Below are 16,358 nucleotides of genomic sequence, written 5' to 3' on the forward strand. Positions count from 1 at the left end.
CGATTGAAAAAGAAGTCGGCTTGTGCGCCAGTTGGTCGTGGCCGGCGAGGCAGATGCCAGAGCTGCCAACACCTCGTCCAGAGGTATGATGGCATTTTGTCCGAAAGGGAACCTCGAGATCAAGGTGGGGATGCGAAGTGTCCGGAACATTAAACAAACATCCGCAATTTTTCCACTAAGCCGCGGTGCTCACAATGCTAAAACGATTGAAGTGTTGGTGGCAGCCATTCGAAGTTGAAAAACGAGCATTTTATGTTGCGGACAGCCCTTGTGTAGGCTCTATGTGTCCAGCCTATCAGGGGGGTGTGAGTGTCGGAAGTTGAAAAATCGGTCTTCCAAAGCGATCTGCCTTTAAAGGAAAAGCTCGAGCGAGCCAGGATGGAATTGCTCGACCTTTCTGCTCGCAACCGACTTTTGAATGTGCCACGGTTTTCAAAGAGCGCGAAGACGATCGATATTGTCGACGAGAGGTCGTCTGAGATCTATCGATTGCTGGTGAGCGAAGGAAAGGCTTTTACCTTCCTGGCCGGCAAGCCGGATCGGCCGAAGGCAGGCCAGGTTGAAAGCAGCCCTCCAGACGAGGAAATCGACTATTCCCCCGTTGCTCTTGCTCAGCCTGAGGACGAAGGATTCGACGATAGAGGGGTATCTGCGCGACATTCTGACACCAAGCTTCAGACGAGGATGACCCCAACGGGGCTGCAGCGCCGGCTCCTTGATCTCTACCACGATGCCCGCACACTTGAGGAAGAGCAGGGCGTCAATATCCTCTTTCTGGCCCTTGGCATGCTGAAGTGGATTGACCCGAACAACAAAGAAAACAACCGTCAGGCTCCTCTCATTTTGGTGCCGGTACGGCTTGAGCGAGGGGCCGCTGGAGAAAAGTTTCGGCTGCGAGCTCGTCCGGAAGATCTTACCGCAAACCTCTCCTTGGAACTCTATCTCGACCGTATCCACAAGCTCGCCCTGCCGCGTTTTGAAGTAGGAGACGACTTCGACGTCTCGGCCTATCTCGATGCCGTTGCCGAAGCAGTGTCGACCAAAGAGGGTTGGCAGGTGCTTGCCGATGATATGGTGCTCGGCTTCTTCTCGTTCGCTAAGTTCTTGATGTACCGTGACCTGGATCCGGATCTCTGGCCGGATGGCGCAAAGATTATCGAACAACCGAAGATCCGCTCGCTTCTTTCAGATGGTTTCGAAACACGCGAACCGCTGATGTCGGACGACATTGCGATTGATTCGCATATTGCGCCTGCCGAAATGTTGCATATCGTCGACAGTGACAGTTCTCAGACGCTGGCGATCCATGATGCAAGAAAGGGTCGCGACCTCGTTATCCAAGGTCCTCCCGGGACAGGAAAATCGCAGACGATCGCGAACATTATCGGGTCGGCCGTTGCCGACGGAAAGACCGTGCTGTTCGTTGCGGAAAAAATGGCCGCACTTGAGGTCGTGAAGCGACGGCTTGACACTGCGGGGGTGGGCGACGCCTGCCTCGAGCTCCATAGCAACAAGGCAAACAAGCGCATGATGCTGGAGGAGTTGCGGCGCACCTGGCAACTCGGATCGCCTCGCGGACAGCTGGCTTCTTCTCTTACTGAACGCCTGCTGGAGGCTAGGGATAAACTCAATGCACATGCTACAAGGATGCATGTTCCGTATGGAGCCTCCGAACTCACCGCTTATCAGGTTCTAGGTCAGCTGACCCGCCTAAGGCAGGCCGGTCAGAAACCCGTGGACATCGAACTTACGGACGCCACAAGCTGGACAAATGATGGCGTTTCGCAACGTCGCAAATTGCTCGATGAGGTCTCTCAACGGATCAACGAGATCGGCTTGCCCATCCACCACCCATGGAGGGGAGTTGGCCTGGATGTCGTTCTTCCAACGACCATTGAGAGGCTCGTCCCACGCATCGCGGCGTTGCTGGATCAAGCCAAGGCGCTGCACGCCAAACTGGTCGATATTGCTGAGCGGATCGAGGCCGAGCCTCCGCAAATTCTCAGCGACAGCGGTGAGATAGAAGATCGCGCTGAACTTCTTGCGTCTGCGCCTGGGCTTCCTGCCGAGGCGCTCGTCTCGCCGGTATGGGATGAGCGTCCGAAAGACACTTCATCGCTTCTCTGGTCAGGAACGGATTTCGCCCGCAAGTCCGAGGAACTTTCAGAGCAGTTGGCGACGATGGCTATCGACACGCCAATTGAAGGTCTCGAGACAGAGCTTGCAAAGCTTCCCTCGGAATTTCCGAAAGATGGTTTCCATCGTGCGCGCCAACTAACCGTGTTGCTGCCACGCTTGCAGGAAGAAGCTGAGCGGCTAAATCAAGAACTGGGGTCTACGGTCCTACCGGACACGCTTGCAGGACTTCTCAGGTTAGTGGTGACTGGCGAGAGAGTTGCGGCAGCCCCCGATGCGAGCCCTGAGGCATTCGCAGCCACCGTTTGGGACTCTGGGCTGGAACAGGCAGGCGACCTTGCCGATAGCGTAGCGACGCTAGAGACTGCCAGAGCCGAGCTTCAGGGCAAGGTTGTTGATGCCGCGTGGAGTACCGACGTGGCCGCGGCGCGGCAAGCGCTCGCCACACACACCGGGATATTGAAAGCATTGAACGGCGACTACCGTCGCGCCACTGCACTTGTGCGGACTATTGTGGTCGACCCCAGCGCGCCTGCGACGCAGATAGTTGGTCTCCTCGACCTGTTGATGAAGGGTCAGGCTGCCGCAGCAAGAGTCCGCGAAGGCGACGCTTTTGGCCGTTCCGCCTTCGGGGCAGATTGGCGTGGGGAGCGATCGCCATCTGTGCCACTGCTGGCGCTAGTGGAATGGATGCGCACTTTACGGGGGCTGGGCTCCGAACCTCGGATTATCGCCGGCCGGATGGCGGAACGCACCGAGGCCGGCGCGCGTGCAGCGCGAGTTCGCAAGGTCATCGAAATCGGTCGGCCGATTATCGAGGGTTTCTGGAACGATCTCGGGCACCTCGCGTCATCCATGCTAGGCGACGTGGCTTCCGCCGAGCGGGCCTCGCTGCAACTGATGGAAGCGAAGGCGAGCACTGTAGCTCAAGCCGATGATGCGTCACGACAGGTTCTGACTGACGCTCCGGATCTGATCACTGAGCGGGTGGAGTTACTGCGCCGACTAGGCAGACTACAAGCGCTTGCTCAAGAGATCGATGCCGGGGAAAGCCTTGGCAAGTTCGCATTCGGCTCGTCGTGGCAGGGTCGAGGATCCGATTGGGCCGCTCTCACGCAAGCCGAGCTTTGGCTGAAAGAAAATGGCTCGATCCGACATCTGGCTGCGCGGTTGCCTGAAAGAATCGCGATCGCAAACTCGGCTCGTTCAGCACGTGAAGCGACCCAAGCGGCAGCGCAGGAATTGAAGGCGCTTTCAAGCAATTTGAAAGCCGATGCTTCCTCGTTGTTTGGAGTAGACGATTTTCCGGACGTCGCGATAGGCGAGGTCGTTTCTCGACTTGAGGGTTGGCTCGATCATCAGGAGCAGCTCTCGAAATGGGTTGCCTATGAAGAGCGGTCTGAAACAGCGCGCAAGGCCGGACTGGGACAGTTGATAGACGGCCTGGCCAACGGCGAGATCACAACAGGATCGGCGCGATCAGTTTTTGATATGGCCTACTACGAGCGAATGTTTCTAGCGATGGCGACCGATGAGCCGGAGCTGGCAAGGTTCGACGGAGAACTGCATTCGAGGGCTGTACGTGACTTCGCAGATCTGGACCGCCGGCGCATCAAGGCCGGCGCCATCGAAGTTGTAACGGCTCATCACCGGAAAATTCCTTCAAGAGACGGCGGAGCTGGACCTGTCGGACTGCTTCGTTCTGAGATGGCGCGCAGACGAGGCCACATGCCCATCCGGCAATTGATGCAGAAGGCAGGCCCTGCCATCCAGGCACTGAAGCCAGTGTTCATGATGAGCCCGCTTTCGGTGGCGCAATTCCTGTCGCCCGGCCGGATGTCCTTCGATCTGCTCGTGATGGACGAGGCGTCTCAGATACAACCCGTGGACGCGCTTGGCTCGATCGCCAGGGCCAATCAGGTGGTCGTTGTTGGCGACGAACGCCAACTTCCACCCACGACCTTCTTCGCGAAGATGACAGGCTCGCAGTCTGACGATGACGAGGGTGAGGGCGCGCAGGTCGCCGACATTGAAAGCATCCTCGGCCTGTTCACGGCCCGCGGCTTGCCGCAGCGTATGCTCCGCTGGCACTACCGTAGCCGTCACCAATCTCTAATCGCAGTATCGAACAGCCAGTTCTACGAGAACCGGCTTTTCATCGTGCCAAGCCCTTATACCCAAGAGGCAGGTATGGGATTGCGGTTTCATCATGTGCCGGAGGGGGTCTTCGATTCCGGTGGCACAGGAACCAATCCGGTAGAGGCGAGAGCTGTAGCCGAAGCGATCATCCGTCATGCGAAGGTGAACCCGCAAGAGACTCTAGGCGTTGCAACATTTTCGGTTAGCCAACGCCGCGCGATCCAAGATGAACTCGAAGCGCTGCGGCGACTAAATCCCGACACCGAGGAATTCTTTCACGCTCATCCAAGCGAGCCATTCTTCGTCAAGAACCTCGAAAATGTTCAAGGCGATGAGCGCGACGTGATCATGATCTCGGTGGGGTATGCCAAGAATGCGCAGGGATACATGGCCATGCGTTTCGGCCCTCTTGGCGCGGAAGGCGGCGAGCGTCGGCTCAACGTCCTCATAAGCCGCGCCAAGCGCAACTGCGAAGTATTCGCGTCCATCACAGACGAGGACATCGACCTGGAGCGTGGCAAAGGGAAAGGCATCTTCGCCTTCAAGCTCTTCTTGCACTACGCGAGAACAGGGCGAATTTCGCTTGCCCAAGCCACGGTTCGCGAAATGGATTCAATCTTTGAAGAACAGGTAGCCAACGCCCTGATCGAAAAGGGTTATCAGGTTCATGCTCAGGTAGGCATTGCCGGCTTCTTCATCGACCTCGCTGTTGCGGATCCAGAGAGGCCAGGCCGCTATATTCTTGGCATCGAATGCGATGGCGCGGAATATCATTCATCTCGCTCTGCCAGAGATCGTGACCGGCTACGGCAATCTGTTCTGGAAGACCATGGTTGGATTATTCATCGGATCTGGAGCGCTGACTGGTTCCAACGACCTCGTGAGCAGCTGGAGCGAACCATAATAGCGATTGAGGCTGCCAGAAAGGAACTCGATGAGCGGGCCGAATTGGGGGTCCAGAGAAATCGAGCTGTAGCCGTGCAGGTTGTTACGGTTGACAGAGGCAACGTGACGGAAATCGGTCTCGAAAGCACAAACGGATCCGAGACACCCAATCGAGCCTACGAAGAGGCCGAACTAAAGCGACCGGGATCGTTCGAACTCCACGAGACGCCCAGCGGAATCATGGCCGGACTGGTCGAGCAGGTCGTGGCTACAGAAACGCCAATCCATGTCGACGAAATAGTTTCGCGTATTCGGGACGCCTGGGGTCTGCAGCGGGCCGGTGGCAGGATACAGGATGCAATCGAGCGGGGGATAAGCATAGCACAGAGAGGTGGTGCAGTAGCCCGTCGAGGCAACTTCTGCTTCAAGCCAAGTGTTCCTGTTCGTCTCAGGGATCGCAGTGGGGTCGTGTCCGCTGGATTGCGCAAGCCCGAAATGATTGCGCAGGACGAGGTCGCCCAAGGCGCTATGGAAGTCGTGAAATCCAATCTCGGTGCGACAGAGGAAGAAATTGCCACAGGCGTTGCGAGGATGCTGGGCTTCAAAGCCACAAGCGCACAATTGAAGCAGCTGATTTCGGCCGCGGTCGCCGATTCAGTTGCCAAGGGATTGTTACGGTCCCAAGACGGCTTGTTGGTGGTCGGCGACTCCACGAGCGAGAAATTAGCCGAAGTGTAATGGGGCGTTGCAGCGACCTCGCTGCAATTTCAGTCGAGCTCAGAACACCTCTTTCCCTGGCGAAGGCCGAATGGCATTTCGATTCGTACACACGGCCGATATTCATCTCGACTCGCCGCTTCGTTCGCTGGCGATGCGAAATCCCGATCTTGCCGGGCTCGTGGGCGACGCCAGCCGCCAGGCATTCGTTTCGATAGTGGATCTCTGCCTTGAGGAACGAGTCGACGCGTTGGTCATTGCTGGCGACCTATACGATGGCGAGCAGACCTCGATGAAAACTGCGCGGTTTCTGGCATCGCAAATGACACGCCTGCACCAGACCGGCATCAGGGTTTTCAAGATCCGCGGCAATCATGACGCCTTGTCGCGGATTTCCAAACAGCTGGTGTTTCCCGACACCGTTACCATCTTCGGCGGTCGTGCTCAGTCGGTATTGCAGACAGCCGGCGGTCTGGACATCGTTTTCCATGGTTTGAGCTTTGCGAACCCAAAGGCCCCGGACAGCCTGCTGACCAAATATCCGGCTGCTCGTGAAGGGGCCGTCAACATAGGCATCATGCATACCAGTCTGGCTGGATCGCCCGGTCACGACGTTTACGCGCCCTGCAGCATCGCTGACCTGCACGCCCACGGTTTCGACTATTGGGCCCTCGGCCACATTCATGTTCGTCAAGTCTATTCCGGCGCAAGCACCGTGGTGATGCCGGGAATACCTCAGGGGAGGGATATTAACGAGGCGGGTGAGAAATCAGTCACCCTGGTGACGGTGCGCGACGACCGTTCGGTGGAGATCGAGGAACGGCTGACCAGCGTTGCGCAGTTCGAACGGGTGAGCGTCGACCTTACCGGGGCGGTGGAGTGGCCCGAGGCCGTCGCGCGTATTCGTTTCGCGCTCGAAGAGATGCGGGCCACCGTCCGATCGCGTCATGCTGTGGCCCGCGTTGGCCTGAGAGGGACGTCACCATTGTTATGGGCGCTGATCCGCGACAGGGACCTCCTTCTTGCCGAAGCCGAACAGGCTGCGGAACAGCTGGGCCATACGTGGGTGGAGAAGCTCGAGCTTGACCTCGCGCCGCCTCGGACGGAGACCGCCGAGGATATTGCTGATCCGATTTTCGAACTCGGGCAATCAATGCGTGCCGATGCCACCTCGGAGGCCTTCCGCGCTGAGGCGAGGGCGTTCGTCCAAAAGATGGTCGCCGACCTTCCGGCCGACGGACGGGATTTTGCTGGGAAGGACGAAGCCGGGCTGGAGCAGTTCCTCGATCAGGTGCTTTCCAAGGGTGCGGACTTGGTCACTGCCCGCCTTAAGTCCGGTGGATCGTCATGAGGTTGCGGCGACTTGACCTCATTCGCTATGGAAAGTTCACCAATAGTACGATCGACTTCGGACCCAAACCGGAATCCGGACCTGACCTGCATATCGTGTTCGGCCTGAATGAGGCCGGCAAATCGACCGCGCTTTCCGCCTACTTAGACTTGCTGTTCGGCATCGAGGAACGGAGCCGCTACAACTTCCTGCACGAGTACAGCGCCATGCGCATTGGCGGCGTGCTGGAACTGGCCGGCTCCGAGCACACGTTCACGCGTACGAAACAGCGTACTAATTCGCTATTGAACGCGACGGGCCAACCGGTGAGCGACGTGGCGATCACGGCGCATCTCGCCGGACTGTCGCGTGACGCTTACACGACGATGTTCTCACTCGATGACGAGACGCTGGAAGCGGGCGGGAAGTCGATTCTGGAGTCGCGGGGCGACCTCGGCAAGCTCCTCTTCACGGCAAGCGCCGGTCTTGGGAACGCAAGTGATACGTTGAACACCCTCGAGGCCGAAGCAGACGCTCTGTATCGGAAGCAGGCGCATGGCACCGAACTGGCGCTCCTGAAGAAGCGCCTTGTTGACGTGAAGTCGCGCAGGGATGCGATCGATACCCTTGCATCAACCTACGAGGGCCTGGAGGCCGAACGTCTCGATGCAGCGCAGCAATACGACCGGACCATCAGTGACCGAGCGGTGCTGGTGGCCAGGCTGGATACCATTGCTCGTTACGTGCGTGCTGCGCCGATGCGGGCGGATATCCGGCGCAAGATTGCCCGGCTGAATGAGCTGCCGGACATCGCCTCCCCAGCTCGCACGTGGACGGGTAGTGTCACCGGACTCATCGATGACGATGCCAGCCTCAGAACGCGGCTGTCCGCAAACATCGACGAGGTCCAGCGCTTGGCGGCAAAAGTCACTGCGGTCGATGAGGATGAATCGATCCTGTCGATTTCCGAACGAATCCGCGGGCTTGCGGAGAGCAAAGTGCGCCATACCGCGGCTGGCTTTGACTTGCCCACTCGCAGGATGGGGCTGCAAATCCTCAACAACACCGTGGCAAGCTGCCTAGCCGCCTTGGGTCGATCTTCCGAGCCGGATCCTGCCGCGCTGCTTCTGCCTGCCGTCACCGTTGGCGTCGTTCGCGCTATGGTCGAGCAGAGGTCCGGGATTGCTACCGGGGTGCGCGCCGCCCGCGACGAGGCGGCGGCAGCACTCGATGCGCTGCAGGCGGCAAGGCAGCGGGTCGGCGAGGAAAGGGCAGTGCCCGAACCTGCCAGGGCAAGGCTGGGCTCGGCTTTGTCGAAAGCGCGAGCAAGCGGACACCTGGCGGAGATCAGGACGGCTCGCGAGGCAGAAGATGCGGGAACAATTCGATGGGAGGTGTCGCTCGCGCGCTTGCGTCCATGGAGAGGAGATGCCCTTGCTCTCGCCAACGTCGCGGTTCCGAGCGCCGGGCACATTGCCGCCTGGAAGACAGTAGCGTCAGAACTGGCAAGAAACACCGCCGTACTTGCCGAACGCCTCGCCGAATACGAGGGCAACCATGCCATGCTCAAGGCTGGATTGGATGCCCTTCGTGCCTCGGTCGACGTTGTCGACGATGAGGGGGCTGCCGCGATCCGCCGTGTCCGCGATGATGCGTGGGCAACGCACCGCGCAGCGCTGACCGGTGACACCGCTGACGATTTCGCCGTGGCACTGGCGCGCGATGACATTGCCAGCGCGGGCCGGCTGGCCGGCGCGGCGGATCTTGCCGAGATCCGGGCAACGACTCGCGAACTGGCCGAGGTCGCGGCCAACCTGTCACGCAACGGCATCCAACGCACACAGCTCGGCAAGGATGTGGATACCCAATTGTTGGAAATCCGCGCGGCCGCCAGAGACCTGCTCGGAGACGCCGTGGAACCTTCGTCTGAGCGCCTGATCGAAAGGATCGAGGATCAGATCGAGGCGCGCAGCGATGCGCTCGCTGCCTGGGAGCAGATCGAACTTCTCCGCAGGAAGGCGGAGCGAGCCGCTGACGCCGGCGAGCAGATACGCTTGGAAATGAGAGCAGCGCTGGAAAGCGTCGGCATAGTATCAGAGCCCGGCGACACCCTCGAAGCAATCATGGCCATCGCTGAGCTGTTTCTGGATCGGCAGCGCAAGGTGGACGCAGAGTATGCCGAGGCGCTCAGAATGGTGAGCTCCAAAGAAGAGGATCTAGCGGCCCGACGGGTTGCCGTAGGCGTGGCGGAGCGTCGCGAGGAGGAATGGCTGGCCGGCATTGTCGAAGCACTCAAGGGAACTTGGCTCGAAAGCGGGCTCTCAGCATCCGGCGTCGGCACTGTGCTCGATCAATTGGCCGAACTGTCAAGAAGCCTGCAGGAACGGGACGATCTGCAGCTGCGTATCGACAAGATGGCGGCCGACAGGGCTAATTTTCTGGTCGAGGTCATCGCCGTAGCGGTTGAAGCCGACGAGCCGACGAAGGATAGCGAGCCGGAGCAGTTGGCCATCCGCCTTGCCGAGCGCCTGGAGCGCGCCGAGCGGACACGGGAAACGAAGGCAAGCCTCGGCCACGACCTGAAGCGCCTGAAGGAGGCGCGCGACATCCTCGACAATGAGATTTTGGCGCACGAACGCCGCAAGAACGAAGTGCTGGGCGTTTTTGGCGTCGCCACTCTGTCCGAAGTAGTCGAACGCGATGAGCTGCTGCGCGAGCGGGATGGATTGCGCGCTGCCGTCGCTGACCTTGAGGAAGGGGTAGTGGCGGAACTTGCAGTCGACGGATTCGAGGAGGCACGCTCGATCCTGGACGCGATCGATTTCGACAGCCTCACGGTCGAGAAGGCTGAGGGCGAGCAGCGGCTTCGCCAGTTCGATGAGATGATCCAGCAACAGCTGATCCGGCAGACACGCGCGGCCGATAAGCTGGACGCCATCGGCGGCGACAGCGCGGTTGCACACCTGGATGCCGAACGGCGCACAACCCTGTTGGAAATCGAGGAGAAGGCCGTTCGTTACATCGAGCTGAAGCTCGGCATCATGTCGGCTGGAAATGCTTTGCGGATCTACCGTGAGAACCACCGTTCGGGGATGATGGCGCGTGCATCAGACGCATTCAAGCTAATGACCCGTGGGCAGTATTCAGGCCTTACAACCCAGCCCGTGAAAGGCGGGGAGGTTCTCATCGCGGTGCAGCGCGACGGGCAATCCAAGCTCGCTGACGCGCTTTCGAAGGGCGCGCGCTTTCAGCTCTACCTGGCACTGAGGCTCGCCGGTTATTACGAGTTCGCGCAATTCCGGCCCTCGGTTCCCTTCATCGCCGACGACATCATGGAAACCTTTGACCATATTCGCTCGGAGGAGGTTTTCAGATTGTTTGGGGAGATGGCGAACACAGGTCAGGTCATCTATCTCACGCACCACAAGCACCTATGTGAAATCGCCAAGGCTGTTGTGCCACAATCTACCATTCACCAGCTGGATTAGGCTCGATTAGAATTCGCCTCAAAACGGTTCAACTAACCAACTCGTCTGACATAGGAACTTTCGATCGAATCCGTCATGACGTCCCATAGAGGTTGAGAAATGCCTATTTTGTTCTGCAATGTTGCGTGGATGAACGACTACGCCGGGCGGAGCGCGGATGACCCGCCTCTCGGTGGCGGGGCATTTCCGAGTAAGCAGGGTTATTGCGCGGAAGAATGCAACTTTGTTGCAGCCGATGACGGGTACGTTTACGGCGCTTCGAGACGATTAAGGGCGAATTGGATCGGCAGGTGCGCATCCAGAATCTGGGTTCAGGCAAGCACGACGAATTTGTCGACGGGATCGACATCGTTTGGACGGCTCCGGAGGAAGGCAAAGATCCGCGCGTGGTGGTCGGGTGGTATCGCGGTGCGCGACTGTATCGCCACCGCCAGCACTTCAAGGGGCGTAACCCTTCCGCCCAGCACTACAAGGATAAGATCAGGTCGTTCAGGGCTAGGACACTCGCCGAAAATGCATTCGTGCTGCCCCCGGAGGATAGGCACCGTGGCAAAGGGTGGAGTGGCCAGGCAAGCTGGTGGTATGCGAACGATACGACAGATCGATCCGCCAGAGCATTCGTCAAGAGAGTAAAGGCATTTATCGAAGGCGAGCCAGTCGCTCCCGTCGGGGCATCGCCCGATCATGATGGAGGTCGTGGCCGACCGGCTGGAGCGGCAGCGTCCGACGTCTACAAACGGTATGTGCGGAAGTACGAGATCAATGTCCATCCTCAGCATGACAGTCTGCACAAACAGTTCGTAGCGTTTCTCAGCGAGCGATATCCGCGGATTGATTTTCCCGCTTGTTTTCGCGACGACCTTCGGTTGCGGTTGACGCAATGCCGGAAGTGATGGTCGAGATCAAGCCTGCTGATGCGGCTACGATGCGCTTCGCGATTCGCGCCGCGATCGGCCAGTTGCTCGACTACCGCCAGCATCAGCGGTGGACTGGCCGACAGGTAATTCTCGTCGGTGCGAAGGTGACGAGCAAGAACGATCTAAGTCTGGCGTTTGACAACGGCTTTGGCCTGGCCTGGCCCATTGGAACCGGCGGATTCGAGATCCGCTGGCCCGACGGCGCTGGTTGATTGGCAAGCAAGCGCCGAACGTCCGGAGGCTAAAGCTCAGGGTCGCGATGGATCGGCATTGCTGCTTTCGGTGCCGAACCCAATCTCTCATGTGGGGATATCGCAGTCCTCCAAACGATGCTCAAGTCGGTAGTAATGGTCCCTCATGCTTCGCAATCGTGCAATCAGTCCTTACTCGCCGGCGCGCAGAGCTGTGACGAACTCGTTTTCCTCCGCGAACCTGCTTGAGATCGTATCGCGTTACGTACGACATCGATGTTTGCGCCAGCTCAGTGCGGCCAATTTTGTACGATTGCTCGAATTCAGCGTATATCACGCCGTAGATTCAATCAGTCTGCTGCGCAGTTCGATGAACACTGCATCGTCCGTCGATTCGGATAGTCTGGCATCCGACAGTATGTTCCTGACGTGGAGCTCAGTGACGCAGACCGCTGATATAGCACTTGTGTCAACGATCAACGCCAAACCGAGAGGCTTTCTTATCGTCTTGCATTTTGGGACATCTCTACCCTTGAGTGTCTCAGATGCGTATGCGCGAGCCTCTAAGGTCGCTGTACGTTGGCTTTAACGGTGCGGCAGATGCCGCGCACCGAGGTGCTTTGTCGACAACCGGTGTCGGTCGCGTGGCCCGGAGGTGAAGCCGGCGAGGCGCTTGCGCTGGTCCATGTGTAATCATGCGGAGGATCGCGCCGCGCCGTGCATGCGATTGCATCTCTCGTCCCGCTGCGCTGCTGAGGCCTCTTCTGTCAGGCGGTCTAGGTTTCCCGCTTCGGGCCGAGCAGGAACACTGTCAGGGCGGCGAGGAACGTGGCAACAGCACTGTAGGCAATGGCACTGGTAATCCCGGCATTGTCCACCAATAGTCCGCCGAAAATCGCGCCGGCTGCGATTGCCACTTGGAACGCTACGACCATCAGCACACCGGCGCTTTCGGCCTGCTCGGGAGCGGCGCGCCGCACCATCCACGTCTGCAATCCCACCGGCACCGCGCCGAAAGCAAAGCCCCACGCGGCAACCGCAATCGCCGAGGCCGAGGCCGATGCTCCCGCCGTCAGCAGCGAAACAGCGGCTATCGCTATGAGCAGCGGTGCAAGGGCAGCGACTGCCTTGAGACTGTACTCGGCCAGAAGCCCGCCGGCCAAATTGCCGAAGAATCCGCCGATGCCAAAAGCAAGCAACACAAGCGAGATCGTTTCGACATCCAGCGCGGGAATCTTCTCGAGGAAGGTGCGGATATAGGTGATTCCGGCGAAGTGGCCGGAAGCGACCAGCAGGATGACCAAAAGCGCAATTTTGACCATCGGAATCTTGGCCACATCCAGCAGGCTGCGGAAGCTAGCCACTCCAATCGGAGGCAGTCTCGGAATAGTTATGAGTTGCACGAGCAGTGTAGCGGCGCCGCCGGCTGCGGCGAGCACGAAGGCGCTTCGCCATCCCCAGATATCGCCGACATAAGCGCCGATTGGAGCTGCGCAGACGGTAGCTACGGAAACGCCGGTGAGGATGATCGACATGGCGCGCGGCAGGAAGTGGCTTGGAACGAGCCGCATCGCCAGTGCTGCCGACATCGACCAGAAGCCTCCGAGCGCTATGCCGAGCACGACGCGTGCAGTCAGGAGAGCCGCCAGCGACCACGCGCCGGCCGCCAGAACGTCCGACAGGATCAGCAGCAGCGTCATGGTCCACATGACGGTCCTGCGGTCCAGGCGCTTTGTGATGATGGCCACCGTCGGCGCCGAGATCGCCCCGACGATAGCTGTTGCCGTCATCGCCTGTCCAGCCGCTCCCTCGCTGATACCGAGATCATGCGCGAGGGGCGTGAGCAGGCTGACAGGCAGAAACTCTGCCGTGACCAGCCCGAAGGTGCCCAAGGAAAGCGAAATGACCGCACCCCATGCGGGACCAGACGGTGGGACGGGCTTTTCTGGGTCGTGCAGAACAGCGTCCATGACGCCTGCTGCGGATTGGGTCATGAACGAAGTCTCCACTTTCATGCAATGCAACGTGATGTTGGCTGCCTTGACCCAAATCTAAAAACACAAGCGCATTTCCCGGCGGCGTTGCACGGAGGAGGGGATGTTCATTGCTTCGCGATATTTTGTGACGGTGCGGCGCGCAACATCGATGCCGGTTTCCTTCAGCCGGACAGCGATGTCCTCATCGGAAAGCACGTCGCCGGGAGATTCTGCGGCAATGATCGCTTTGATCCGATGCCGGACAGCTTCGGCGGAGTGCGCATCGCCGCCTTGGCAGGACGCGATCGCGACGGTGAAAAAATACTTCAGTTCAAAGACTCCGCGCGGGGTAAGCATGTACTTGTTCGAGGTCACCCGGCTTACCGTCGACTCGTGCACGCCGATCGCGTCAGCGACGGTTCTGAGATTGAGAGGCCGCAGGTGGGCGACGCCATGTTCCAAAAAGGCATCCTGCTGACGCACGATTTCAGCCGCAACCTTAACAATGGTCTTGGCGCGCTGATCGAGGCTGCGGATCAGCCAGGTCGCGTTTTGCAAGCATTCGTCGAGAAATGCTTTATCTTTCGAATTTTGGGGAGTTTGACGCGACACTTCGGCATAGTAGCTTTGGTTGATCAGCAGCTTTGGCAGTGTGGCGGGATCAAGTTCGATCTGCCACCCGCCTTGCGGCGAGGGCGTGACCCAGACGTCGGGTATGATTGATTCAGACGCACCGGATTGGAATCGGTTCCCAGGCTTGGGATCGAGCGCCCGAATCTCATGCATCATGTCGAGAAGGTCTTCTTCATCGACGCCGCAATGCTGCTTCAGTGCCTCAAAATCGCGTCGCGCAAGCATTTCAAGATTGGCAACCAAAGCTGCCATTGCCGGGTCGAGCCGATTTCGCTGGCGCAACTGAATCTCGAGGCATTCTCTGAGACTTCGCGCAAAAACTCCCGGTGGATCAAATTGCTGCAAGGTTCCGAGAACCCGTTCCACAACAGCCTCATGGACATTCAGGCTCTCGGCCAGCTCCAAAAGGTTTGCCCGAAGATAGCCAGTGTCTTCCAGATCGGCGGCAAGCTGGCCAGCGATCAGCCGCTCCTGTGGTGTGAACGCAGTGAGGGCGATCTGACGAGCGACATGGTCGTGCAATGTTTCGGCGAGGGTGGCAAACTCGTCGAGGGAAGGGCCATTGCCCGGCGGGTTGTTGGTCGTGTTGCCGAGTGATTTCCATTGCCCGAGCCGTTCAGCCGACCCTACCCCGGTCGGTCCTTCAACGGCGTTTGCGCCAGGGCCGACAGGCTGATCCGCTCCCGAAATCGAGACGTCGTCAAAAGGCCCGCCATCGCTTGATGCAGATTCCAAAAGCGGGTTCTTCTCGATTTCCCGCTCCACGAACTGATGCAGTTCAGTATGCGCCAGTTGCAGCAGGCGAATCGACTCAATGAGTTGAGGCGATGCGACCATGGATTGCTTCTGGCGCTGAAGCAGGCTTGCTGAGGATTGCATGGTGAGCGCGAAAATCCTGTCGAGGAGCCTCTTGGGGCCGGCAATGGCACCACTGAGACGTATTCTAGGTCATGCGGCGGCTTTCAGCGTTTCGAGAACGTTTTGCGGGGACGAGACGCCATAGGGGTCGGCCTCGCAGTTGTCGGAGAAACCTTCCTCCTCGAACCAATGCTCCACCACGCCATTGTTGATCAGGGCGGCGTAGCGCCAGGAGCGCATCCCGAAGCCGAGATTGTCCTTGGCGACCAGCATGCCCATTTTGCGTGTGAACTCGCCTGAGCCATCGGGGATGAGCTCGACCTGCTTCAGACCCAAGGACTTCCCCCACGCATTCATGACAAAGGCGTCGTTGACTGAGAGGCAGTAAATCGCGTCAATTCCCTCCTTCTCAAACTCATCATAGAGCTCTTCGAACTGGGGCAATTGGTAGGTCGAGCAGGTCGGCGTGAAGGCGCCAGGCAGCGAGAACAGGATGACCCGCTTGCCGGCAAAGTAGTCGTCAGATGTCTTTTCTTGCCAGCGATATGGATTTGTCCCCTGGACTGACTTATCGTGAACACGCGTGAGAAAGGTGACGAAGGGAACTTTCTTTTGAACTGTCATCAAGTTGCTCCTAAAGAAGAAAACTGGCGCTGAATTCTGGCAGAAGCTGGCGCAATACCGAGCAAAGGCTCGTATGCCCGGCACGGAATGAGGACCTCGCGGCTCGCAACCTCCTTTTTCCCTCCCGACGTATAGGAAGGTCTTGGCGGCTGGTCTTGGCCACCCGAACGCAATCGATCTGAGCGAGCTGGACACCGTCGAGCCGCTTGGTTCCCCCGGCTATGGCGCCGGAAGCGGGATCGGTCACTCGCGATCGTGCGTTTGGAAAAGGGATAGCGGCCGGAAGTAGCCAATATCGCAAGCATGTGGGGGCCTGAAATGTCACTTCACGCAGACTCGGGTCACTGGACTGGTTCAGCGTGTTGTCGATATGTGGCAGTGACCCGCCGGCCTTGGCTTGGGTGACCCTTTGACGGGGCTCTTGGGCACTCACATGCTGAACAGAACCGGTAAACGGCATTTGC

8 protein-coding genes are annotated in these 16,358 nt (G+C 58.9%); 5 read left to right on the forward strand and 3 right to left on the reverse strand.

Features of this window, described 5'->3' with window-relative positions; genetic code table 11:
- Positions 1-309 precede the first annotated feature (309 nt).
- From NKI41_RS17910 to NKI41_RS17930, 5 genes are all read left to right on the forward strand, one after another.
- On the forward strand, positions 310-5,898 hold the full coding sequence (locus NKI41_RS17910) for a DUF3320 domain-containing protein (protein WP_352684284.1): 5,589 nt from the start codon (positions 310-312) through the stop codon (positions 5,896-5,898).
- 70 nt (positions 5,899-5,968) lie between these two features.
- Positions 5,969-7,228: a metallophosphoesterase family protein gene (locus NKI41_RS17915; protein ID WP_352517742.1), complete on the forward strand. Its 1,260-nt coding sequence runs from the start codon at positions 5,969-5,971 to the stop codon at positions 7,226-7,228.
- The gene (locus NKI41_RS17920) at positions 7,225-10,695 is read left to right on the forward strand and encodes an ATP-binding protein (RefSeq protein WP_352684286.1); all 3,471 of its coding nucleotides are present in this window, start codon (positions 7,225-7,227) and stop codon (positions 10,693-10,695) included. Before NKI41_RS17915 ends, NKI41_RS17920 begins: the two co-directional genes overlap by 4 nt.
- A 290-nt stretch (positions 10,696-10,985) precedes the next feature.
- Positions 10,986-11,588, forward strand: a complete 603-nt coding sequence (locus tag NKI41_RS17925) for a hypothetical protein (RefSeq protein ID WP_352491457.1) — start codon at positions 10,986-10,988, stop codon at positions 11,586-11,588.
- On the forward strand, positions 11,576-11,824 hold the full coding sequence (locus NKI41_RS17930) for a hypothetical protein (protein WP_352491456.1): 249 nt from the start codon (positions 11,576-11,578) through the stop codon (positions 11,822-11,824). The genes NKI41_RS17925 and NKI41_RS17930 overlap by 13 nt, the downstream gene beginning before the upstream one ends.
- 755 nt (positions 11,825-12,579) lie before the next feature.
- On the opposite strand, the gene NKI41_RS17935 is transcribed toward NKI41_RS17930, so the two are convergent.
- The 3 genes from NKI41_RS17935 to NKI41_RS17945 all read right to left on the reverse strand — a co-directional run bounded on the left by NKI41_RS17935 (position 12,580) and on the right by NKI41_RS17945 (position 15,894).
- Complete coding sequence (locus tag NKI41_RS17935) at positions 12,580-13,797, reverse strand: MFS transporter (protein WP_352684289.1); 1,218 nt, start codon at positions 13,795-13,797, stop codon at positions 12,580-12,582.
- Between the two features lie 57 nt (positions 13,798-13,854).
- A complete protein-coding gene (gene rpoN / locus NKI41_RS17940) occupies positions 13,855-15,291 on the reverse strand; it encodes an RNA polymerase factor sigma-54 (protein ID WP_352684291.1) in 1,437 nt (478 codons plus the stop codon).
- A 69-nt stretch (positions 15,292-15,360) separates the two neighbouring features.
- Positions 15,361-15,894 (reverse strand): peroxiredoxin, encoded by a 534-nt coding sequence (locus NKI41_RS17945; protein WP_352450770.1) that lies wholly within the window; start codon positions 15,892-15,894, stop codon positions 15,361-15,363.
- Positions 15,895-16,358: the final 464 nt, after the last annotated feature.

Origin of the sequence: Mesorhizobium sp. M0601, from assembly GCF_040320845.1 — a bacterium.
Taxonomy (GTDB): domain Bacteria; phylum Pseudomonadota; class Alphaproteobacteria; order Rhizobiales; family Rhizobiaceae; genus Mesorhizobium.

Bases quoted from the DNA above. Each gene is read 5' to 3' on its own strand.
- NKI41_RS17920 (WP_352684286.1), top strand. From the start codon at position 7,225: ATGAGGTTGCGGCGACTTGACCTCATTCGCTATGGAAAGTTCACCAAT.
- NKI41_RS17945 (WP_352450770.1), bottom strand. From the start codon at position 15,894: ATGACAGTTCAAAAGAAAGTTCCCTTCGTCACCTTTCTCACGCGTGTT.
- NKI41_RS17930 (WP_352491456.1), top strand. From the start codon at position 11,576: ATGCCGGAAGTGATGGTCGAGATCAAGCCTGCTGATGCGGCTACGATG.
- rpoN (WP_352684291.1), bottom strand. From the start codon at position 15,291: ATGCAATCCTCAGCAAGCCTGCTTCAGCGCCAGAAGCAATCCATGGTC.
- NKI41_RS17915 (WP_352517742.1), top strand. From the start codon at position 5,969: ATGGCATTTCGATTCGTACACACGGCCGATATTCATCTCGACTCGCCG.
- NKI41_RS17935 (WP_352684289.1), bottom strand. From the start codon at position 13,797: ATGACCCAATCCGCAGCAGGCGTCATGGACGCTGTTCTGCACGACCCA.